Annotated in this window: 18 protein-coding genes and 3 pseudogenes; 9 read left to right on the forward strand and 12 right to left on the reverse strand. The window is 65.6% G+C overall.

Features of this window, described 5'->3' with window-relative positions; translation table 11 throughout:
• Positions 1-452 precede the first annotated feature (452 nt).
• The 9 genes from aepY to O1Q96_RS00080 all read right to left on the reverse strand — a co-directional run bounded on the left by aepY (position 453) and on the right by O1Q96_RS00080 (position 9,034).
• Positions 453-1,619, reverse strand: a complete 1,167-nt coding sequence (aepY, locus tag O1Q96_RS00040) for a phosphonopyruvate decarboxylase (protein WP_269246221.1) — start codon at positions 1,617-1,619, stop codon at positions 453-455.
• Positions 1,616-2,527, reverse strand: a complete 912-nt coding sequence (gene aepX, locus O1Q96_RS00045) for a phosphoenolpyruvate mutase (RefSeq protein WP_269246222.1) — start codon at positions 2,525-2,527, stop codon at positions 1,616-1,618. Before aepX ends, aepY begins: the two co-directional genes overlap by 4 nt.
• 2 nt (positions 2,528-2,529) lie before the next feature.
• Complete coding sequence (locus O1Q96_RS00050; protein WP_269246223.1) at positions 2,530-3,438, reverse strand: transketolase family protein; 909 nt, start codon at positions 3,436-3,438, stop codon at positions 2,530-2,532.
• The gene (locus tag O1Q96_RS00055) at positions 3,438-4,238 is read right to left on the reverse strand and encodes a transketolase (RefSeq protein WP_269246224.1); all 801 of its coding nucleotides are present in this window, start codon (positions 4,236-4,238) and stop codon (positions 3,438-3,440) included. The genes O1Q96_RS00050 and O1Q96_RS00055 overlap by 1 nt, the downstream gene beginning before the upstream one ends.
• The gene (locus O1Q96_RS00060) at positions 4,235-4,999 is read right to left on the reverse strand and encodes an aminotransferase class IV (RefSeq protein ID WP_269246225.1); all 765 of its coding nucleotides are present in this window, start codon (positions 4,997-4,999) and stop codon (positions 4,235-4,237) included. The genes O1Q96_RS00055 and O1Q96_RS00060 overlap by 4 nt, the downstream gene beginning before the upstream one ends.
• A gap of 273 nt (positions 5,000-5,272) precedes the next feature.
• Positions 5,273-6,457, reverse strand: a complete 1,185-nt coding sequence (locus tag O1Q96_RS00065) for an MFS transporter (protein WP_269246226.1) — start codon at positions 6,455-6,457, stop codon at positions 5,273-5,275.
• Between the two features lie 65 nt (positions 6,458-6,522).
• Complete coding sequence (locus O1Q96_RS00070) at positions 6,523-7,770, reverse strand: enolase-like domain-containing protein (protein ID WP_269246227.1); 1,248 nt, start codon at positions 7,768-7,770, stop codon at positions 6,523-6,525.
• Between the two features lie 59 nt (positions 7,771-7,829).
• Complete coding sequence (locus O1Q96_RS00075; RefSeq protein ID WP_269246228.1) at positions 7,830-8,702, reverse strand: phytanoyl-CoA dioxygenase family protein; 873 nt, start codon at positions 8,700-8,702, stop codon at positions 7,830-7,832.
• A 173-nt stretch (positions 8,703-8,875) separates the two neighbouring features.
• Positions 8,876-9,034: a hypothetical protein gene (locus tag O1Q96_RS00080; protein WP_269246229.1), complete on the reverse strand. Its 159-nt coding sequence runs from the start codon at positions 9,032-9,034 to the stop codon at positions 8,876-8,878.
• A gap of 945 nt (positions 9,035-9,979) precedes the next feature.
• On the opposite strand from O1Q96_RS00080, the gene O1Q96_RS44380 reads away from it, so the two are divergent.
• The 3 genes and pseudogenes from O1Q96_RS44380 to O1Q96_RS00095 all read left to right on the forward strand — a co-directional run.
• Positions 9,980-10,180: a hypothetical protein gene (locus O1Q96_RS44380; protein ID WP_419586403.1), complete on the forward strand. Its 201-nt coding sequence runs from the start codon at positions 9,980-9,982 to the stop codon at positions 10,178-10,180.
• A gap of 132 nt (positions 10,181-10,312) precedes the next feature.
• A pseudogene (locus tag O1Q96_RS00090) lies at positions 10,313-10,582 on the forward strand (helix-turn-helix domain-containing protein); the annotation flags it as partial.
• Positions 10,561-11,226, forward strand: a pseudogene (locus O1Q96_RS00095) (transposase); the annotation flags it as partial. The pseudogenes O1Q96_RS00090 and O1Q96_RS00095, both read left to right, overlap by 22 nt.
• A gap of 101 nt (positions 11,227-11,327) precedes the next feature.
• Here O1Q96_RS00095 and O1Q96_RS00100 read toward each other — a convergent pair.
• Positions 11,328-11,630, reverse strand: coding sequence for a transposase (locus O1Q96_RS00100; protein ID WP_269246497.1), 303 nt, complete (start codon positions 11,628-11,630; stop codon positions 11,328-11,330).
• On the opposite strand from O1Q96_RS00100, the gene O1Q96_RS00105 reads away from it, so the two are divergent.
• The 6 genes and pseudogenes from O1Q96_RS00105 to O1Q96_RS00130 all read left to right on the forward strand — a co-directional run bounded on the left by O1Q96_RS00105 (position 11,532) and on the right by O1Q96_RS00130 (position 15,076).
• Positions 11,532-11,777: a hypothetical protein gene (locus O1Q96_RS00105; protein ID WP_269246513.1), complete on the forward strand. Its 246-nt coding sequence runs from the start codon at positions 11,532-11,534 to the stop codon at positions 11,775-11,777. The two genes, O1Q96_RS00100 and O1Q96_RS00105, sit on opposite strands and share 99 nt — an antisense overlap.
• A gap of 28 nt (positions 11,778-11,805) precedes the next feature.
• Positions 11,806-12,928: pseudogene (locus tag O1Q96_RS00110) on the forward strand (IS630 family transposase).
• Positions 12,929-12,983: 55 nt separating this feature from the next.
• Positions 12,984-13,553 (forward strand): maleylpyruvate isomerase N-terminal domain-containing protein, encoded by a 570-nt coding sequence (locus O1Q96_RS00115; RefSeq protein ID WP_269246230.1) that lies wholly within the window; start codon positions 12,984-12,986, stop codon positions 13,551-13,553.
• 60 nt (positions 13,554-13,613) lie between these two features.
• Positions 13,614-14,042, forward strand: coding sequence for an NUDIX hydrolase (locus O1Q96_RS00120; RefSeq protein ID WP_269246231.1), 429 nt, complete (start codon positions 13,614-13,616; stop codon positions 14,040-14,042).
• Positions 14,043-14,180: 138 nt separating this feature from the next.
• Positions 14,181-14,870 (forward strand): hypothetical protein, encoded by a 690-nt coding sequence (locus O1Q96_RS00125; RefSeq protein WP_269246232.1) that lies wholly within the window; start codon positions 14,181-14,183, stop codon positions 14,868-14,870.
• Positions 14,867-15,076: a hypothetical protein gene (locus tag O1Q96_RS00130; RefSeq protein WP_269246233.1), complete on the forward strand. Its 210-nt coding sequence runs from the start codon at positions 14,867-14,869 to the stop codon at positions 15,074-15,076. The genes O1Q96_RS00125 and O1Q96_RS00130 overlap by 4 nt, the downstream gene beginning before the upstream one ends.
• A 66-nt stretch (positions 15,077-15,142) precedes the next feature.
• Here O1Q96_RS00130 and O1Q96_RS00135 read toward each other — a convergent pair whose 3' ends face one another.
• On the reverse strand, positions 15,143-20,227 hold the full coding sequence (locus O1Q96_RS00135; RefSeq protein ID WP_269246234.1) for a S1 family peptidase: 5,085 nt from the start codon (positions 20,225-20,227) through the stop codon (positions 15,143-15,145).
• Between the two features lie 46 nt (positions 20,228-20,273).
• On the reverse strand, positions 20,274-20,588 hold the full coding sequence (locus tag O1Q96_RS00140; protein WP_269246235.1) for a trypco2 family protein: 315 nt from the start codon (positions 20,586-20,588) through the stop codon (positions 20,274-20,276).
• Between the last annotated feature and the right edge of the window lie 75 nt (positions 20,589-20,663).

Here is a 20,663-nt window from a genome sequence, read left to right on the forward strand (position 1 = left end):
GGGAACCCCAGGGCTGGTTGTCTCGGTGGAAGAGCGAGCGGCGACCCATATCGTCCATGCCGAGTCGCTTACCCTGTGCGCCCACTTGCGACCGAAAGCCCCTGGCCAGCCCACCCCTTCCTCGTGCGGGGCGAAGGCATCGATTGCGTCTGCCAGGTCCTGCCTGGGCTCGAGGAATGTCATCCAGGTGCCAGCGGCCAAATCACGAATCGCGGTTGCACTTCCGGCCGCTGCGGCACGTTGTGTGAGGGCGGCTCGGAGCACATCCCGCGCTTCCCCAGTCTGATACCGCTCAATTGCCTTAAGGAATCTCTCCAGGCGCTCACCTCCTGCAGCACAGCCGAGGGCTGCGTAATGATCCATGAGTGATGTGAGGGCGTTCTGCACATCACTACGCGCAAGCCAGGCTTCCCCAGACACAACGGCACGCTCCTTCCGGCAGCTCAGTCGCTCTAAGAGGTTCGTGAGGGCTCGGCCACAAGTTCGTTGGTGAGGAATTCCTGAAACCGACGGGCGACATCGCGGGGGTGGACGTCGGGGCGAGCCAGCTTGGGAAGCGAGCCCGGGCTGATCTTCATGTACACCAACGAAGGGCCAGCGTCGCGCAGACATTCCTGCAGTGCTGCCATGAACTCACCTGTGTCGCCGCAGTCGTAGACGCGCCGGTAACCGCAAGCTACGGCTATGGCGGGGAAGTCGGCATACGCGGCAAGACTGAGCTGACCGCCGGTCGAATCGTGTACGCCATTGTCGAGAAGAACGTGCGTCAGTCCCGGGCCAGCCTGTGAGCCTATCGCGGCGAATGTACTCAGACGCATGAGTGCGGCACCGTCTCCGTCGACGACGACAACGGGTCTCGTTGTGTGCCGCGACACTCCCAGACCCACGGCGCTCGCGGACCCCATGGCGCCGACCAGATAGAAATTCTGGGGTCGGTCGGCGATGGTGAAGAGTTCCCTGCTGGTCTTACCGGTGGTCGAGATGACTGCAGCGTGCTCCGGAAGCGTTTCCAGCAAGGCGTTTAGCACTGCAAATCTGGTGGGGCTTTCTGCTGGCGCATCCTTCACCACCTTGTGAGGGGCAGGGAGGCGAATAGGCGGCGGTTCGTTGAGCTCTTCGGCCACTACGGTGCCATCGCGCAGTACGAACGCGAACGGTACGGAGTTGTCTTCCATTTCCTCCCACCCTTGCCGTAGCACCTCTTCCGCCTCGGATACCGCGCTAGGCAGCACGGCGTTGGGGACGCGCATCAAGGACAGCAGATCCGGCGTGATTTCGCCCATGAGCTCGTGCTGTGGTTCGTCAGGACGGCCGGGCTCGCCGCGCCATGTCACGATGATGGGCACGGGAATCCCTGCGGGGCTGTTCAGGGACGTCAAGGGATTGACCATGTTGCCCAGCCCCGAGTTCTGGGCGATGACGCATGTCGTGGCACCAGCCAGCCAACTGCCCGTAGCTGACGCCACGGCTTCTCCCTCGTGCGTCGCACGGAGATAGCGCACCGCAGGGTCCGTCGCCACCTTGTTGATCACTGGGGTGAGGTAAGAGCACGGCACACCTGTGATCTCCGAAACCCCGCGTTTCGAGAGCTGTTTGAGGAGGAACCTGGCAGAAATCACAGCTGATACCGTTCCTCATCCTTCGCCAACTGGTCGTACTCCAGTAGCTTGAACACCTCAGCGAGAGGGGCAATCGTATCCTCCAGGGCGGTCGGTCCTTTCGCGTACATCAATCGGCAGGCCTCGCGCATGGCCGTCACCGCAGCACGCATGCTTTGATTGGCCCAGATGACGCCACCTATCCCCATGTCCTCATAGGTTTGTTGCGGGGTGCGGTAGTAGGTGGTGGGGGCTATGACGACCGGAAGACGATCGCTCCACTCCCGCATGAAGGCCGCTATTTCATCGACCGTCGTCTTGCGCGAGTGGATGAAGATGGCGTCCGCGCCGGCCTGACGGTAGGCCTCAGCCCGGTGCAGTGCCTCACTGAGGTCCAGCCCTGCGATCAAGGCTTCCGTTCGGGCCACGACAACAAACGACGGATCACGCAGGGATTCACGGCAGGCGCGCAGTTTGCCGCAGAACTCGGGAACCGAGGCGAGTTTGTGGTCGTTCCCGACGAACGAGTTCATCTTCGGGAAGACCTTGTCCTCGAGGCAGATACCCGCGGCCCCGAGGCGCTCCGCGTGGCGGGCGAAGCGCCGGGCAGTGTTGAAGTTGCCGTAGCCGGTGTCTCCGTCGACCAGGACGGGTACCGGGGTTGCCTCGACGATCCGGGAGGCTACGGCCAGCAGGTCGGTCCAGGAGGCCTCGTCGCTGTCGCGCACGCCCAAGGCCGAGGACATACACAATCCCGAAGCCCAAAGGGCGTCGAAACCGGCGTCGGCTGCGATCCGTGCGCTCAGGCCGTCATGTGCGCCCATGATCTTCGCTGGGGTGCCCTTAGTGAGTAGCTGACGCAACCTCACTCCAGGGTGGATGGTGCGGGCGATGCCCTGTTGGTCGATGTAAGAGGGGAAGATGGTCATGGTCACCTGCCGATGTCGTTGACCGCAGAGGCAATGTTCTGGGGAGTGAGGCCGTAGCGGGTCATCAGGTCGTTATAACTGCCGGAGACTGTGAACTCGTGAGGGAGTCCGATGCGGCGGCATCGTGGGCCGCCGTGCTCGGCCGTCCATTCGGCTACGGCGCTGCCCACGCCGCCTCGCAGTGAGTGCTCTTCAACTGTCACCAGAGCCCGCGCCCGCGCGGCCACCATCCGCAGCGCGTCGTACGGAAACGGGGAGAGCACCAAGGGGTTGAAGACGCCGGTGCGTACGCGGGTCAGCCTGAGGGTTTCGAGCGCAAGGCTTGTGGTCGGCCCAGCTGCCACCACGATCGCCTCGGGTTCGTACGGCCCCCAATAGCGCCAACCGGCGGCGATGCCACCACAGTCGGGGAGCGGCAGATCTGCAAACGCCTCCCTGCTGAGTCTCATATAGTGGGGTGTACCTGACGTGAGCGCCTGCTGCAGCAACGGCTCGGTGTCGCTGTCGCAGGCAGGGGCAAGAAGAGTCAGGTGCGGTACGCCGCGCAGCGCCGCGATGTCGCTGATCGAGTGATGACACGCCCCTTCTCGACTTCCGGAGATGCCGGCATAGTGGCCTGCCAGCACCACACCCAGGTTCTGATAGGCCACCGAGTGAGTGATCTGGTCCAGTGCCCGGTTGACGAGCATGGAAGCGAAGGCGCAGACCACTGGCCGGCAGCCGGACAGGGCGAGCCCGGCCGCGACGCTCACCAGGTTCTGCTCGGCGATACCCACGTTGAAGAAGGACTGCGGGTGCTGCGCGGCGAATATGTCAGTCCTGGTCGAGGTCGCGTTGTCACTGTCCAGGACGACGAGGTGCTCGACCTTCTCCTTGAGCACGATCAGCGAGTCGCCAAATGCTGCCCGCATCAGTCTTCCCCCTTCGTGTCGAGCTGACGGACGTAGCGGCGCAGCAAGTCGGCGTCCCTAACCGAGTGCCAGGGGGAATCGCCCTCCATGAAGGGCACCCCGTGCCCCTTGTGTGTGTGAGCAATGACCACGCTGGGCCCACATGGACGGGCGAGCGCAGCGGTCTTGATGGAGGGTCCGTCGTGGCCGTCGATCTCCTGCACGTGCCAGCCGAATGCCCTCCACCGGTCCGCCAGGGGCTCAAGCGCCATGACGGCTTCGGTGGGGCCGTCATGCTGATGGCGATTGCGGTCGACGATGGCAGTGATGTTCCGGAGGTTGTAGTGGGATGCCGCGGCTGCGGCTTCCCAGACCTGTCCTTCCTGGAGTTCGCCGTCGCCCAGGAGGACGTAGATATGCGCAGGGTTGTCGCGCAGGCGCATGCCCAGCGCCAGCCCGACGGCTTGAGACAGCCCTTGGCCCAGGGAACCCGAGCTGGCTTCGACGCCCGGCGTACGCAGGCGGTCGGGGTGGCCCTGAAGGATCGAGTCGGGTTCTCGAAGTCGGCGGTCCCCATCTTCCGGAAACAGTCCTTGCTCTTCGAGGCAGACGTACAAGGCTGGTGCTGCGTGGCCCTTCGACAGCAGAAATCGGTCGCGTTGTTCGTCCTGCTCTCGAATGCCGCGCAGGACCTGCCGGTACAGCACTTGGAGGATATGCAGGCAGGAGAGGGAACTGCCTGGATGCCCGGAACCTGCGGCGGCGATGAGTTTCAGGACGCGGTGTCGGAGGTCCGTGACATCGTTTTCGGTGTCCGTCACAGAGCCCCCTCGAGTGACGACGCCGACTCGCCGTGTAGGGACGTGAGGCATTCGTGGTCGGGGTGTTCCCCGGGCAGCCGCGTGTAGCGCCGCTGCATTCGTTCCGCCAGAGGGGAGGGGGCGAAGCGGCGTCCGTCCAGGGAGTCAGCCACCACCACGCCTAGGGAGGAACTGGTGAGCAGGAGCGCCTCTGCGTGTTCCAGTTCCTCGCGATGAATCGGCCGCTCCTCCCAGGGGATTCCGTCCTCGGCAGCGAGCCGCCGCAGAATCCGTTTGGTGATGCCTGGCAACGCGCCCTCATTGAGTGGCGGCGTGCACAGGCTTCCATCCTTGACCATGACGATGTTGGAGCGCGTGGCTTCGGAAACCCGCTGGTGCTCGTTGAGCACCACGAGGTCGTCGTATCCCGCTTCTCGTGCAGCGACCACGTCACGCCGCACGCGCAGGTACGTACTGGGGCTTTTGAGGGCGCGGGGTAGCTCGCCTTCGGCCCTGCGGACGGTTTTCGCGGTCATGAGGCGCGGTGCGGCGGATGCGTAGCCGGCCACGGGCAGGGCGAAAACGCTGAGCGAGGCTCGCCGCGATCCGATGTCTTCGCCTGTCCCGTAGGCGAGCATGCGTACGCGGACGAACGTGCGGCCGCGGCACCGGCGCAGCACCTCCCGGATGCCGGCGCGGATTTCGGCGTCTGAGGGCAAAGCCAGGAGGGCTTCTTCCGCGGATTTTCTGAAACGTTCGATGTGCTCGGCCAGTCCATACACGAGGCTGGTCGTATCAGCGTGCCAGGCCCGGCAGTTGTCGAAGGCCGAGGCGCCGTAGAGTGCTGCGCTGGTGTGCAGCGCCAGAGTGGGCTCCCGAACCCATCGTCCGTCTACCCAGGCTCCAGCCTCTCGGTGAGCGCCTGTCACTGGCTTCGCAGTTTCGTCCGCCTGCACGTCGTCCTTGCCTCTCAATTGTTCGTCACGCCGCCTCACCTGCCGCCTCCCGTGCGAGTGGCGCGGCTTGTTCCTGCCTGCGCCACCCGATAGGAGTGCTCACGTTGTCGCCTGGCGCGGCTCCGTGGTCTGCGCGTCGCCCAGTACCTGGGCTCCCGCATCGGCGGAAGTCCAGTCGAAGGGGCGCCTACTCAAGGCCAGTCCGAGAGCACAGGCAACGCCCAGCAGGCCGACTCCGAGGAGCAGCCAGCTCACACCCAGCTCGGCGATGGCGGCGCCAGAGAGCATGGTGCACACGATGACGAGAACATCCTGACCACTGCGGGTGCTGGCGGTGACGCGTCCGCGCAGGGAGGGAGGCGCGCCCTCATGCAGGGTGGCCATCAGCAAGATGAACAAAACATTGATCGACCATCCCGTCGCCGCGCGCAGGGGCCCGGCCACAAAGAGCGAGCTAACCACCGGCAGTACAGCGATGGCGAGGGAACCGATGCCCATTGCGAGAGCGGCGCCGAACTGGACCGGCAACCGTTTGCCAAGCCACCCGGCGGTGAGCGTGCCCAAGACCGCTCCGACTGCACTGAAGGTGGTGAGAACGCCGTAGTCCTCGGCTCCGCCGTGGAGCACCTCGCCGGTGAACACGACGATGGATACGCTGCTAACCCCCGCCAAGACGCCGGTGACACTGTTCACAATGAACGAGGTGCGAACGGCGCGATTGTGCAGGATGTAAGACACGCTGCCGCGTTTGGAGGCGCCGCGCTCGATGTCCAGGGAACCTGGAGGTACGGCGATGTAAGCGGTGATCCCCGCGGCGATAAAGGTAGCTGCGTTGATCGCGTAGACCCAGTCAAGGTTGTCCGTGGCGACGAGGACTCCGGCCAGGCCGGGACCAGCGAGTTGGCCAATACGCCGGAACAACATGACGGTGGAGTTGGCCCGCAGACTGCTCTCAGGGTCAACCAGGGGCAGACAAGACTGCTGGCCAACGAGCATGGCTCGCGATGCCATGCTCACAAGCCCCGCAAAGAGGATGACCACAGGCAGACGGTCTGTGAGCGTGTTCGACAGTACGAGGCATGCCGCCAGCACGTTCCCCACGAACATCCAGTTGCGGGGCGTGAGCTTGTCGATCAAGGTGCCGCCGGCCCAGGCTCCGGCGAGACTCCCCAGTCCATAGGCGGCCATGCCGTAGCTGACGTGTGTCGCGGAGCCGCCATTCATGTACAGCGAGGCGGTGAGACTGACGAGGAATGCGATGTCGCCAAATTCCGCGATGCCCATGCCAATGGAAGCGGTAAGCAGCCGTGGGTGAAGGGCGAAGCGGCTTTTTGCTGGCCTAGGTGGTGTCATGCCGTGGCCCCGACTCGTAGGAGTTCGTTGATCTTGGCGATTCGGTCGATCCGGGTGGGGCCGCCGACTTTCAGGTAATGAGCGCCGGCAGCTAGAGCCAAGCTGCTGATGAAGGATCCTTCGTTTTCGCCGCTGCGCTGGGAAATAAGGAGCGTGGCTCCGTAGTCGAGGGCCGCGCGTGCTGCCTTGAGCGTGTCAGTGACGGTGCCCGCTTGATTGGGTTTAACGACCGCCGTGTTGGCCCAGTGGCGCAACGCACCTTCAGTGATGCGGGCGGTGTTGGAGGCGTAGAGGTCGTCTCCTGCCACCATGATGTCGTCACCGACCGCCTCCATGAGCTGAACGAACCAGTCGGTTTCCGATGAGGCAAAGCCGTCTTCGATGTAGCACACCCCATACTCCTGGACCCAGGACCGGTATCGCCTCAGGAGATCCTCAGGCTTCAGCGGACTTTCCGCCCAGGGAAAGGCGTAGAGCCCGCTGTCGTGCACATCGGACGCAGCCATGTCCAGGCCCAGTCGGCAGCCTTCGGCGTCCTCCAGGTCTGACAGGACTTCGAGTAGGAGCTCGAGCCCTTCTTCACACGACTGCAGCGGGGCAGACACTGCTCCCTGCTGACTCGCGCCCCCCTCGTATCCGCGCTGGTAGCAAGCTTCGAGAACACGATCCCGGGCGCGAACGCCCGTTTCGACCACCTCTGCGAGGGGGGCACCAGGGGCGGGAAAGAGCAGGAATTCGATGTGAGGAACCTTCGACTTAGGCCCGAGGCCCCCGTCTATGAGGTTGAACGCAGGTCTGGTCGGTGCACTCGCAGTGGGGCGCCCGGCCACTGCCTGCAGATACGTATGGAGAGGTATCCCCTGCTGCAGCGCGCCGAGTTGTGCCACGGCCATGGAGGTAGCGATCGTGACATTGCCCCCGACACTGTCCCGGCTCAGCCGAGGGTCCAGTTCGTTGAGAACGGTGTCCACGCCTGTCAGGTCGGAGGCGTCCCGACCCCGCAGCGCTGGTGCCACTCGCTCGGACACGCAACGGAGTGCCGGTGTCGCAGCGGCCAGTCCGGGCTGGACTCCGGCGTCTTCCAGCTGCCGAGGTTCGTAGTCCCCTACGCTGGAGCCCCGTTGGGCGATGGCGCGAGCTGTTCGACCGGCTTGGTCCAAAACCTCGACCTCCAGCGCGACTCGCCCGTTAGAGTCGTACAGAGCCCGTGAGATGACATCGACGATGGTGCGATCTGTGCTCACAGTTCTTCCTCATTCTCCGTGCTCTTGGCAGCTGGCCAGCCGACGATCCTGTGACGGGGCTACAGCGGAAGAGCCTCGCCCGCCATCACGTCACCCTGGCCCACCGGCTTGTAGAAGTCAGAGGGATGAGGGCGCTCGCCAAAGTCTCCGAACATCCGACGCAGCCGCGGCGACATGCGCTCGAGTACCGGGGCGGGCTGCGTCAGGTAGTCATGCGGCCGGTGCCACAGATTGCCGTACCGGAAGATGAAGGTCTTCCGCACCCGCTGAGTGTTCGGAGCTACCGCATGCCACAGGGAGTACGGGAAAAGCAGCACGTCACCGGGGGCGGCCTTCACCTCGATCGCGTCGTCGGGGAGGACTCCCCGACGCAGCGGCTCGTCGAGGTCCTCCATGTAGCACAGCGCATTCTGCTCGGCGGGGACACGGAGATGACTGCCAGGTATTAGCAAGAAGTTTCCGCAGTTCGGTTCCGTAACGTCGGTGAGGAATATCTGCGCCTTCACCTGCAGGCTTGGGCTTCCCGGTGTGAGCTGAATACCCTGCATGTACTCGCCACCGTCGGTGTGCCAGTATTCCAAGGCGTGATCCGCCAGGGACCGAACGAAGACCTCAGTGCCCAGCACCTGCACACTATTGTTGAGCAGCGACATGAGAGGGCCGATTAGTTTCGGGTGATCGAGGAAGTAGTCGAGACCCGGAAGGAAGCTGACAGCGTCGCGCACCCGGACCGTGTGGTCATAGTCCGCGAAGGATGCGTGCTCAGAGACATGAGTGTTGTCGGCGGCCAGCGCCTCGTCGACCACCTTCAGCCCGCGATCTACTTCATCTGCAGTGAAAAGGCCCTTGAGGTGGAGGTAGCCCTGCTCTTCGTAGAGTTTTCGCTCTTCGTCGCTCAGCGGTGACCAGTCCCGCTGGCGGCTCGTCTCCATGGTAGAACCCTGGGAAGCCTGCATCATCCCCATAACAAACACCCTCTTCTTCTCGCTTTAGCGCTCACCAGCCGACGGGACGACTTGAATAGGAGGCAGCGGACCTCACCGCTGTGGAATGACAAGACGGTGGCGTGGGGGCCGACCGAAAAGGTCGGCCCCCACGCGTCAGGTCACTTGGCGATGACCTCGTCGTACTTGCCGGCCTTGACGTCCTGGATGAGCGCCTTGAAGCTCACACAGTTGACGCGGAACGGGCCCTGGTCGCCGAACTCGCCCGAGTCCTCGCGCATCTCGTAGGCCTCGTCCGTCTTCGCCACGGTCATGCTCATAGCAATCTCCTTTTCCGGACTGGTAATCAGGGGAATAGCGTCACGGACAACACCTGTACCAAGGGAGGAATTCCGCTCAACGCATTTCCCTGATCGCTTACGATCTCGATCCTTGCACCCCCGATCAATCTCGGTCAAGCCCCTCTGGCAGATTCACAGGGAATGCATTTTTATCGAATTTGGGCATGCCAAAGTTGCGACCCTATTTAGGCCGCCAAGACATTCCGCAGGAGCGCCTACCGACAGAGGTGGTGCCACTGTCGCACTTGCTCTTCAACACGTCGACGTGCAGGCCGACCGAGAGCCTTTAGGACACGCAAGGCGAGCATTCGGTGAGCGGCCAAACGCGAGCATGACGTGGAACTTGTTAAGTCTGCGTTACCGAAAATATCGACGACACGAGTAATGCGGATAGGTCGATAGTTAACTTCTCATGGAGTATGCATGGCTGCAACACCCACTCGATCGTTTGGCTTGAACAACGCCCACCCAGGCCACAGTGACAGGCCGCTCCAGGCTGCCCACTCGGACGTTTCGACCTGCAAATCGCCTGGTCGCAGTAGTCAAACTGTGGGTTTACATCATTGGGAGCACTTGAGGTTGAATGCCCGTTTGGTGTCGATTTATCTTGGCTTTGTTTTCGCCAAGACGCCTGGCAAGCAATGCCCTGGCCATGCAGGGCCGCACACTTTCGGACTGCAATCCTGCATCCGGACTGGAGGGGCAGCGTGTAAATCTCGCCACGATGGGGCTGGATTCCATCGGAACCCTGATGTAATCCCCTAGTTCGGTAAAGCTATTGCCATCTATTGATCCGAGATGGTAAGCGTTCCGGATCGTTGAATGCTGCGTCAGTGAACTGATGGGGGGCGCACGGCAGTTTCGCCGTAGTCACAGGCAGCGTTGCGGCTGCCCGTCTGCGTGGGTGAGCATTAGGGTGCGTTGGTGGCCGCGCTCGGTGTAGTCGACGTGCAGCACCCGTTCAAGGAATGCGGTAACTGGGCCGTCAACTTCACGTACCACCAGATCAGTGGCTACTACGGCGCGGATCGTGAGATCACTGTGCTGCCACCACGACATCTGGATCCCCTGCACCAGCTGAGTACCGCGTGGGACCCTAACGAGCTCGTGCACGACAAGCGGTGAGACGTCGGGCCCGCGATGGTTGATCATGGTCGGGTGGTGGAGAACAGGGCTCGCGCAGTGATCATCAGCAACCGTCGGATCACGGGTCTGACAAGCGATGTGGTCGCTGAACTCGTAGCCGAGATAGGTCCGTTGTGGCATGAGCGTCACCAGGCCAAGCTGGCCTCCCGGCCGCGGAGGCGGGCCGTGGGCGGCGGGCCGAAACACCGCCTGGTGTTCGTCGACCGCTTGCTGGCCACCCTCGTCCATCTTCGGCACGGCGCCACCCACGACGTACTGGCCTGCTGGTTCGGCGTTGACCGCTCGACCATCACACGAGCTGTCAACGAGGTGCGGCCTCTGCTCGCCGAGCGAGGCTGCACCGTCAGCCCCGACATGCGGCTGCGAAGGTGCGGCGGGGTCGGCCGTGGAGGCTGCCGCTGGAGGATCGGGTGTTGCTGGTCACGGCTTACTGGCGCACGAACTTGACGCTGCGCCAGCTTGCCCCACTCTTTGGGGTATCGAAGTCCGCGGCCGACCGCGTCATCAGACACCTCGGCCCCCTGCTCGCGCTCAGGCCGCGCAAGCGGTTCCGCAGGAACACTGTGCTCATCGTGGACGGAACCCTGGTCCCCACACGCGACCACACGGTGGCCGAGCAGTCGAAAGACTACCGATACTCCACGAATCACCAGGTCGTCATCGACGCCGACACCCGTCTCGTCGTGGTGGTCGGCCGGCTCGTGCCCGGCAACCGTAATGACTGCAAGGCATGGGACCTGTCCGGCGCGAAGGCCGCCGTCGGCAACACGATGGTGATCGCGGACGGCGGCTACCGGGGCACCGGTCTGGTCATCCCGCACCGTCGCGAACGCGGGCAGCACGAACTGCCCGCCTGGAAGGAGGAGCACAATGCCTCCCACCGCCAGGTCCGGGCCCGCGTCGAGCACGCCTTCGCCCGGATGAAAACCTGGAAGATCCTTCGCGACTGCCGATTGAAGGGCGACGGCGTACACCACGCGATGAGCGGCATCGCTCGCCTGCACAACCTCACCATCGCCGGATAGGCAAGCGGACCGAACACCGGCCGGCCTCGCCGCACCCGTCCGAAGATCCTTTACGGGACAAGCCTTAGCTTGACTCTGTCGGGGATCTTGGGCCACCGAGATCAGCTGCCCAGGGTTCGCCAGGACTTCGGCCGGGGTATCTCGCGCTGGTCGAGGTAGTTCTGGAAGGCAGTCGGCCGGCGGGGCGCTTCCTCAGCCGGTGGCAGTCCGCTGAGGCGCTCGATGTTGACGGCGATGGCCGTCAGGACGTGCTGGATGTGGGCCTTTCCCTGTCCGCGGCAACGGCAGCGCCGCATGCCGTGTCCGTGGGCGAACTCGTTGACCGTCCCCTCCACTCCGGAGCGGACCGCATAGCGGGTCTTCCACTCGGGTGTCTGTTGCTCGGTGCGGACGCGAAGTTGCAGGTCGCGGAGTTCTCGTGGGGAAAGCCCACGATGCGGGTGCTTTCGCGGGAGGTAGTGCACTGGGTGCGGGCCGGGCAGGGCTGGCACTGGCTTTTGGTGAACCTGGCCACGATGAGCGGGGCCGCGGTGGGTGAGGAGGTCGGGTAGGGGCTCCGATCCGATCGTTGGAGGTGCGGTGGCCGAGCCTGTCCGTGTGCGCAGACTGACCGACCGGGAGGGGCAGAAGCTGCAGCAGATCGTGCGCCGGGGCAGCACCAGTTCGGTGCGTTACCGGCGGGCGATGATGCTGCTGGCCTCGGCCGGCGGGAACCGGGTGCCGGTGATCGCCCAGCTGGTGCAGGCCGACGAGGACACCGTCCGGGACGTGATCCATCGGTTCAACGAGATCGGCCTGGCCTGCCTGGACCCTCGATGGGCGGGAGGCCGTCCCCGCCAACTCAGCGATGACGACGCAGACTTCGTCATCGCGACGGCCACCACCCGACCGGTCAAGCTCGGCCAGCCCTTCACCCGCTGGTCGCTGCGCAAGCTGGTCGCCTACCTGCGCAGAGTGCACGGCCGGGTGATCCGTTTCGGCCGCGAGGCGTTACGGTGCTGCTCGCCCGCCGCGGCATCACCTTCCAGCGCACCAAGACGTGGAAGGAGTCCCCGGACCCCGAGCGCGACGCCAAGCTCGACCGCATCGAGGAGAAGTCCTGGACCGCTTCCCGGACCGGGTCTTTGCGTTCGACGAGTTCGGCCCGCTCGGGATCCGGCCCACCGCGGGCTCGGGCTGGGCCGGACAAGGGCGTCCCGACCGGCTGCCGGCCACTTACCACCGCACCCATGGGGTCCGGTACTTCCACGGCTGCTACTCGGTCGGCGACGACACGTTGTGGGGCATCAACCGCCGCAAGAAGGGCGCCGTGAACACACTGGCCGCACTGAAGTCGATCCGCGCCGCCCGCCCGGACGGCGCCCCGATCTACGTGATCATGGACAACCTGTCCGCCCACAAGGGCACCGACACCCGACGCTGGGCGAAGAAGCACAAGGCCGAGCTGTGTTTCACGCCGACCTACGCCTCGTGGGCGAACCCGATCGAGGCCCACTTCGGACCGCTGCGGCAGTTCACCATCGCCAACTCGAACTACCCCAACCACACCGTGCAGACCCGGGCCCTGCACGCCTACCTGCGCTGGCGCAACGCCAACGCCCGCCACCGCGACGTCCTGGCCGCCGAACGCAAGGAACGCGCCCGTATCCGCAGCGAGAAGGGCATCCGCTGGGGCGGACGTGCCAGATCCCTGGCGGCGTGAAGGAACGACAGCCGCCACAGCCCAGTCTCACAGCACGAACCGCGAGGAGTTCCGCATGAACCATCAGGACGTCGACGCCGCCGTGGCAGAGATGCTGCGGATACTCAGCCCTCATACCGCCGCGGACTGGACGGTGCCGGCGGGGCCGCTCGAATGGACCTGCTGGCAAACAGCAGCGCATATCGGCCATGACCTGCTGGCCTACGCAGGACAGTTGGCAGCACAGCCCGCCGATGCCTACCTTCCCTTCGATCTGAACGTCCGCCCCACAGCCTCACCGGCTGAGGTGCTCCAGGCCGCCACCGCCTGCGGCAGGCTACTCAGCAGCGCGTTGGCCGCGGCCGACCCGACCTTGCGTGCCTGGCACTGGGGTCCGTGCGACCCCGAGGGGTTCGCAGCTATGGGCGTGGCCGAAACGCTGTTGCACACCCACGACATCACGCAGGGGCTGTCCGTGGACTGGCTACCACCAGCGCCGCTGAGCGCAGCCGTACTCAACCGGCTCTTCACTGCCGCCCCACCCGGAGACCCCACCCAGGTACTTCTCTGGTGCACCGGTCGCGGGGACCTCGACGGCCTCCCTCGCCAAACCTCATGGCGGTGGGAAGCAGCACGATCGGACTGATCAAGTGGCCCCGGCGAACCTATCCGGTCACAGCACTAGCCCACCAACCGAGAGGCGAACATGACCGAGACCGAGACCGAGTCGTTCGAGACGATCCGCTACACCGCCGACGTGGTGGCCCTGACGCCCGACGGCAGCGTCCTGCTGATCAAGCGCGGATGGCCGCCGCACGAGGGCACCTGGGCCTTGCCCGGCGGCCACGTCGACCCCGGCGAGACGAGCCTCGCGGCCGCGGCCCGAGAGCTCGCTGAAGAGACCGGCGTCCACGTCACCGCCGACAGCCTGCGCCCGATCGGCGTCTGGGACGCGCCCGACCGCGACCCGCGAGGCCGGTACGTCACCGTCGCGTACGCGGCCGTCGTCCCCGCCGACACCCAGATCGTCGCCGGGGACGACGCCCGCACCGCCCGCTGGTGGCCCCTGACCAACCTGCCGGAGCGCCTGGCGTTCGACCACGCCGACATCCTCCGCGCGACCAGGGCCTCCTGAGACACCGGCACGAGACACCACAGCGCCGCGCCCCGGCCTTCCGGTCGGGGCGCGGCGCTTCCCCGTTCTCCCCCTTCACCAGCACTCCGAGGAGCCCCGCGTGTTAGCCACCCTCATCACCGACCAGGAGACCGCCCGATGACCCGTCGTATGTTCCGCCGCTGTGGCCACGCCCCCGGCGCCCTCACGCCCGAGGACCAGGCCGTCGTCGACCAGTTCCGCGCGATGCTCACCGCCATGCGCAAACCGCAGCCCTGGACGCCTGGCCACGCCCAGGCCACCGCCGTACGGGTCGGCCCGTTCCTCGAGCGCGCCCAGCCCCGCCCCGGCGACGACCACGCCCCCGACCTGATCGCCGTCTCCCTGGTCCACCCCGACACTCCGAACGCCGCGGCCTACCTCCACGGCCACCAGCTCGGCTACACCAACAGGGGCTGGCTGCGCTGCGAGACGGCCGCGATCCTCGGCATCTGGCAGCCGGCCTACGCGATGCTCACCCACGCCGCCGCGAACCTGCCCCTGCCCGACGACGTCGGCATGGACCCGGCGCACTACGCCCTCTACGTCGAGGCCCGCAAACGCGACGACAGCCTCGACGGCTTCACCCTGCTGCGCCTCGGTCCGTACACCCAGACCCGGCACGCCCAGCAGGACTACGACCGGCTCACCGCCGCGCTGGACGGACGGGAGACCACCCTCGTGCCCGGGTTCCGCGTCTCCGCGCGGTACGCGCCGTTCGACGTCAGTGACCATCAGCTGTTCGCCGACCCGTACGAGGCCGACGCCGTGGCGCTCCTGGACGCCGCCGTGGCGGGAGTGAGCGCGTGACCGCCCCCGCCCTGTACGAGATCGAGACCAGCGAAGCCGACGACGGCACGACGGTCCCCGCTGAAGGCATCTGGACGCCGGGCGAGGACGCAGCCGACAACAGGTTCGTCGTCCACCACGGCCTCTACGTCACCGGCATCGCAGCTCCGAACGACGACGGCCTTTACCCGGACAGGTTTGTCTTCCTTGGCAAGTCAGCGTGTTGAGTCGGTATGCCGGAGCTGAGTGGCAGGTGACCTTACGGCGGCTCCAGGGGGCCGCTGTCGCATTTTCTACACGAGTTCTCCGAGGACTCGCTGCGCGGCCTCGGAAAGGGCACGCGGCGCGACGCGCCCGACGGCCTTGAGTAGTGGCGTTACGCCGAACCTGGGTACCGGACGAAGCCAAGTAGGGGCGGTCAGGGCTTCGGTGAGCAACAGCCGACGCTTGCTTTCCGACAGCCCGTCGCGGGTGGCTATGGAGGCCAGGGCCTCGGCGCGCTCTTCCGGTTTGGTGATGGTGCGGGCAAGAGTGACTGCTTGCTCGTGCCGTCCTGCCTGGGCTAGGGCGCGTGCGATGTCGCTCAGGGCCTCGGCCTGGTGCTCCTCGTTGAAGGAGGCGGCGAAGTCGACGGCCTCCTCGTATTTGGCCGCAGCGGTTAGAAAGCCAATGACCTGTCGCTGTCCCAACCACTTCTGGGAGTGCGTGTCAGACATAGTGGTGGTGATGTCTTTGGCCTCCTGGCAGCGGTCGGCACGGACCCAGACTTGAGCCAGAGCGGTAAGCACACGTGCACGGTCGTATGGCTCGACAACCGTAGACACCAGATCAGTGATCTGTTCTGCCAGACCGATGGCCTCGCCATGCTGGCCCTGCAGCGCGAGGATGTTGGCGATCTCGGCCGTTACCCACAGGCGGTGGCCGACATCGGTGATCTTCCTAGTGAGGTCCGCGGCTTCCTGATGGCGTCCAATGTGAGACCACGCCATCGCCACTTGCCCAAGAACGTTGTCCCGTTCATCGGCGCTGGTGACGGCGCCGACCACCTCGAGGGCTTGCGCGCTGAACTCGGCCGCTTCGGGAAGCTGGCCCCGCTCAGCCACGGTACGGGCGAGGTAGGCGAAGATCCACGCCCTGAGGTCAGGAAAGGAGATAGTGTGCGCCAGGTCGACCGCCTTCTGGTACTGGTCTGACCGCGTCAGGGATTTGGCCACCTTGGCCAGTGCAGCCTCCTGCTCGCCGGGGTCGGCGATGGACAGCGCGAGCTCGATTGCCTGCTGGTCCTTCTGTGCGTAGGTGAGAACTTCCGCGATCTCGATCAGCGAACGGTCCCGCTCTCGTGCGTCGGTGAAGGCACGCGCCCGGTCGACGGCCTGCAGGGCCACCTCACTCGCTTCGGGAAGTCTGCCCTCCTCGGCCATGACATCCGCGATGATGATCATTGCCTCGACGATTTCCCGCTCGCCTGCGCCAGAATCGCGTACGAGGTGAAGGGCCTGCGTCTCGTGTCGGTCCCGGGCGAGCGCTTGCACCACCTGCTCCGCCCCCAGCTCGTTGAAGAAGCCTGGAACGATCTGGGCGATTCTGACTGCCAATCCGCTCATTCCGGCTTCGGCCAAGGCGCCGGCCAGGGCCATTAGCTCGCCGCTGCGTCGGTCCGTGTTCGTGATGCCCAGCGAGGCCGCTGCGGCGGCTTGGGCAAGGTCGGCGCCGAGCTGCGGCTTACCAGACTGGACTGTGACGTCCGCGATGGTGGCTAGGGCATCGGCCCGTTCCTTTTGGTCGGTGATGGTGAGGGCCAGGTCGGCAGCCTGTTGATGTTCACCTGCCTCTGCCATGGACTCCGCGATGGAGGCCTGTGCCCAGGCCTGTCCTGCCGGGTCCGTGATGCTACTGACCAACTCCAGAGCCGGTTCGAACGCTCCGCTGGCTGCCCAGGCGGCGGCGATGCGGGTGAGGGCATTGGCCTGCTCCTCTTGGTCGGTGATGGTGAGGGCCAGGTCGGCGGCCCGCCGGTGTTCACCTGCTTCCGCCACGAACTTGGCGATGGAGCCCTGAGCTTTGGCCTGCCGCGCTGGGTCCGTGATCTTGCTGGCCAGCTCCAGCGCCAGCTCGAACTGCCCGGCAATGGCCAAAATGTCGATGATGCCCACGAATGCGCCGTCCCGCTCCTCGGGAGCGGACATCGTCAACGTCAGATCGACTGCTAGGTGTTCTTGCCTTGCCGCGGCCAAGGCGTGCACGAGGTGCGTTTTCAGCAGAGTCGAATTCTCGACAGCCAGCTCAGCACTGGCCATGGCGCGGGCCTGCTTGTACTGGCCAGCTTCGACCAGGTGCTCCACTGCTGAGGAAACGTCGATTGCCTCGAGGCGACCGGTACTCTCCTGTACCGCGAGAGCCGCCTCCTTGGCCAGGGCGGCGGCCAGATCGTCCTGGCCTGTGCAGGCGGCAGTACGGGCGGTCTCGGCGAGCATCCGCACCCGCTGCCCGAGAGGGCCTACATCACGGGCGGCCTCTGCTGCCTCAGTGGCGATCTGGGTTGCGAATTGATCCTCGCCCGAGTGGGCCAGACAGGCTCGGCCCTCGCCCATGTGAGCCAGATGATCAGCGAGATCGGCCAGGGCCGAGGCCCTGAGGAAGAGATCGGAAATGCGGCGGGCCATCTCAGCGGCGAGCGCGTAGTCGCTCGCGCGTGCCAGTCCGAGGGAAGCCTCGAGCAGTGCGGTATCCGCCCACTTCAAGTCACAGGTCGTGTCTGCCACGTCGGCGAGTCGGCCTGCGAGGTTGACTGCCTGCTGACACCAGCCCGCCTCGACCGAGCTCAGGAGCATGGCCGCCAGTATCGGCACCTGCTCCTCGGGGCCGGTAACGCTGGCCAGCAGGTTCAGGGCGTCCGGTTGACAACCTGCCTTGGTCAGGCTCCCCGCCACGTTGGCCAGCGCATCTGCACGTGTCGTGGGGATGCCTATGAGCTGTGCAGTGGCCGCCGCTTCCCGGTGCCTGCCTGCGGAAGCGAGTGCCTCCGTAACTCCGGTCAGGGCATGATCTTGCGACTCCCGGTCGGGGATGATGCCAGCGAGGTCGGTCGCTTCCCGGTAGCGCTCAATCATGGCCCAAGCCTGGGCGACGCCGCACAGTGCCCACGACCGCGCCTCAGGATCGGTGATGCCTTGCGCGAGAGCGATTGCACGGTCGTCATCGCCAATGCGGGCGAACAAGCGCGCCATGTGGGAGTGGAGATCGTCGCCCGGAACCTCCCTGGCTGCCTTTTCTGCCTCGACCAGCACGGGGTGCGCCGCACCTGCGTGACCGTGGGACATCAGGGTCTCCGCGAGTTCGGCCAGCTGCCTAGCTCTGGTCTTTGGATCAGGGTGGCTCTGCGCCAGCGCTACAGCCTTCTCCGTTGCCCCGAGCCTGGCCCACACATCCAGCAGTCCCGACGGCACCTCTGTGATCTTGTCGTGGAGGGTGTTCCGGCACATTGCCAGGCGTAGCGCGGCGGCCAGATCGGGGCCATCCGCCCCGACCGCCGTGGTCTGCTCATCCGACGCGAGCAGGAGGTCGAAGGCTGAGGAAATCTCCTCCAGTGCCGCCTGGTGTCCTCCGCTACGCTGCCACAGGCGCTCGTGCCGCCGAGGATCGGTAGCCAGCTCGACCAGCCGAGCCGTATCACCTTGTACACGCAGCATCTGAGAGTAGCCGCGCAGCGCGTAATCCGGCGTGCGAAGTGGCCAGCCATCCTGGCGATGGCGGGCGACGAAAGCGTGGATGCGGTCTCGGGCAGCGTTGAGGGCATCCGGGGCCAGCAACTCAAGGGCGCTGGCGAGAAGCTGCTGGTGTGCGAAGGAGAAGAGGCCGTTGTCCAGGCCGGGCGTGGGGGCGACACGACGTTGGAACACCCGGCCGGCAATCCCTCCGAGTTCCAGCTCGACCTTGCGTGCTGACATCCCCGTGAGTTCGGCGAGGTCGGCAGCGCTCAGGCCTCCGCTGGCGGCCGCCGTCAATGCAACCAGTTCCTCGCCGAGCCCCCCGCCAGCCAGCAGTGCGTCGAGGCTTCGCTCCGCCTCCTCTTGGACAGCCTGGGCCACTGACGACTTTTCCAGCCAGTGGTCGATCGCGTGGCTCCGCAGTGGATGGCCCGCCGAGACGTCACCTGGTACCGGGGGGTTGGGCCGTCCCGCCACGAGAACCCTTAGCTCGGAGGGCACCTGTCGGGGCAGCAAGGCCGCGATACTGTGGCCGGATACAGCGCTGACGACCCCGGTGTCCTCGTCCAGTCCGTCGACAAGCAGAACCAAACAGTGGCCGTTCTCCTCGGCATGCTTGGCCGCCCGCCGCAACCCGACCAGGAACTGTCCCTGGGTCCTGCACTCAAGCTCGCGGTCGTGCAGGTGTTCACGCAGTTGCCGCTCCATGGCGGAGAGGAAGGCAGTGCGGTCGGAATTTCCGCCGTGGCGGTGGGTGATGAAGAAGGCGAGCACGCTCACACCCGGTGGTGGCTGCAGCGCGAATTGGGCCATCAGCGCCGTCTTGCCCGACCACGGCTCGGCCAGCCACCGCCAGTAGGCACTTTCACCCTTTGGCGACTCAAGGGGCTCGGCGCAGAACGCAGCCATCGCGGCCAGCTCCTGCGCACGGCCCTCGAAGCGCTCTGCGGCGAGTTCACGAACCTCCAGAAGGTATCCGGAGCTCGGTACCGCAGGCTGTCCCCCTACCCCCACAAGAGCGGGCGCCACGCCCCCGTGACAATTCAGCAGTTCGACGAAGGCAGAGTCTGTGGCGAACTTGCGGACTGGCAGCGCGTGCAGGCGGCGGTTCTCGTGCTCCTCGTCGTCCTGCAGAACGACGCCCACGAGGTGGCCCTGACAGAAGACCGCTGCCCCGGAGACCCCGCCCCACGCTTGCCGCTGGTCCGTCCTCAGACGTGGGGCGGCATCCTGGTCAAGGGTGTGCAGGTCGTGCCTGCCTTCGCCCCCAGCCAGGGGGGAGAGCATGCCACGCAGGTGCTCGACCCGGCGGTGCCCGTCTGTGGCTCTGGTCTGAAGCGGGTACCCCAGACCCGCATACGGGAGGGCGTCGCTGCCCACCGGTCGGCCCCAGCGCACCGTTCCCGGAACATGCACGGGCGCGTCCAAGCGCAGCAGGGCCACATCCAGGTCGTCGGAGCCGGTCCAGCAGACGGAGGCTTTCCGGCGGTACACGCTCCCGGACTGCGGGTGACCCACCCGAACGGTGATCCTGGGCCAGACCTCGCCGGCTTCGTCGACGAGGACATGGCGGGCGGTCAGCACCAGCTGCGGAGCGACGAGATAGCCAGATCCAGCCTTACGGCGGCCCCTGCCATCGCAGCGGACATCAGCCAACCTGCGCTCGTCCACGGAGTTGTCTCAGCCCATCCCCTGGTCAGCCTTCCGCCTGCCCGAATTAGTCCTCGTCCCAGGAGCCGGCTTCCTCGACCCCGACGTCGACCTGCCCATCTCCGGTGGCGCGGTCCTTGACTTTCAGTTTGAGGGTCAGCTTGTGAGCGCGCGTCGATCCCACCGAGCCGCTTGCGTCCACAGTGGCCACGCCAAACGTCAGCTTCCCCCCACCACGGCCCTCATTGCGCAGCTCCAACAAGAGCTCAAGCTGCGCCTCCTCGATCTCGAAGGCGAGCTGCTGCCCCGCTCCCGCGCTCTGGGCCAGGTACAGCTCCTGCCTTAGCTCCTCGATCGCTACAGCCAGCCCGATATCCGCCACCGTATGCCCGCGCCCCTTGTCCAGCGAGGCCGTCTGTGCGACCCCGGACCGATCCCGACGGCCGATGGTCTCAGC

Source organism: Streptomyces aurantiacus, assembly GCF_027107535.1.
Lineage (GTDB): Bacteria > Actinomycetota > Actinomycetes > Streptomycetales > Streptomycetaceae > Streptomyces.

Bases quoted from the DNA above. Each gene is read 5' to 3' on its own strand.
- O1Q96_RS00065 (WP_269246226.1), bottom strand. From the start codon at position 6,457: ATGGGCATCGCGGAATTTGGCGACATCGCATTCCTCGTCAGTCTCACC.
- O1Q96_RS00115 (WP_269246230.1), top strand. From the start codon at position 12,984: ATGAACCATCAGGACGTCGACGCCGCCGTGGCAGAGATGCTGCGGATA.
- O1Q96_RS00125 (WP_269246232.1), top strand. From the start codon at position 14,181: ATGACCCGTCGTATGTTCCGCCGCTGTGGCCACGCCCCCGGCGCCCTC.
- aepX (WP_269246222.1), bottom strand. From the start codon at position 2,527: ATGACCATCTTCCCCTCTTACATCGACCAACAGGGCATCGCCCGCACC.
- O1Q96_RS00050 (WP_269246223.1), bottom strand. From the start codon at position 3,438: ATGCGGGCAGCATTTGGCGACTCGCTGATCGTGCTCAAGGAGAAGGTC.
- O1Q96_RS00075 (WP_269246228.1), bottom strand. From the start codon at position 8,702: ATGGAGACGAGCCGCCAGCGGGACTGGTCACCGCTGAGCGACGAAGAG.
- O1Q96_RS00080 (WP_269246229.1), bottom strand. From the start codon at position 9,034: ATGAGCATGACCGTGGCGAAGACGGACGAGGCCTACGAGATGCGCGAG.
- O1Q96_RS00120 (WP_269246231.1), top strand. From the start codon at position 13,614: ATGACCGAGACCGAGACCGAGTCGTTCGAGACGATCCGCTACACCGCC.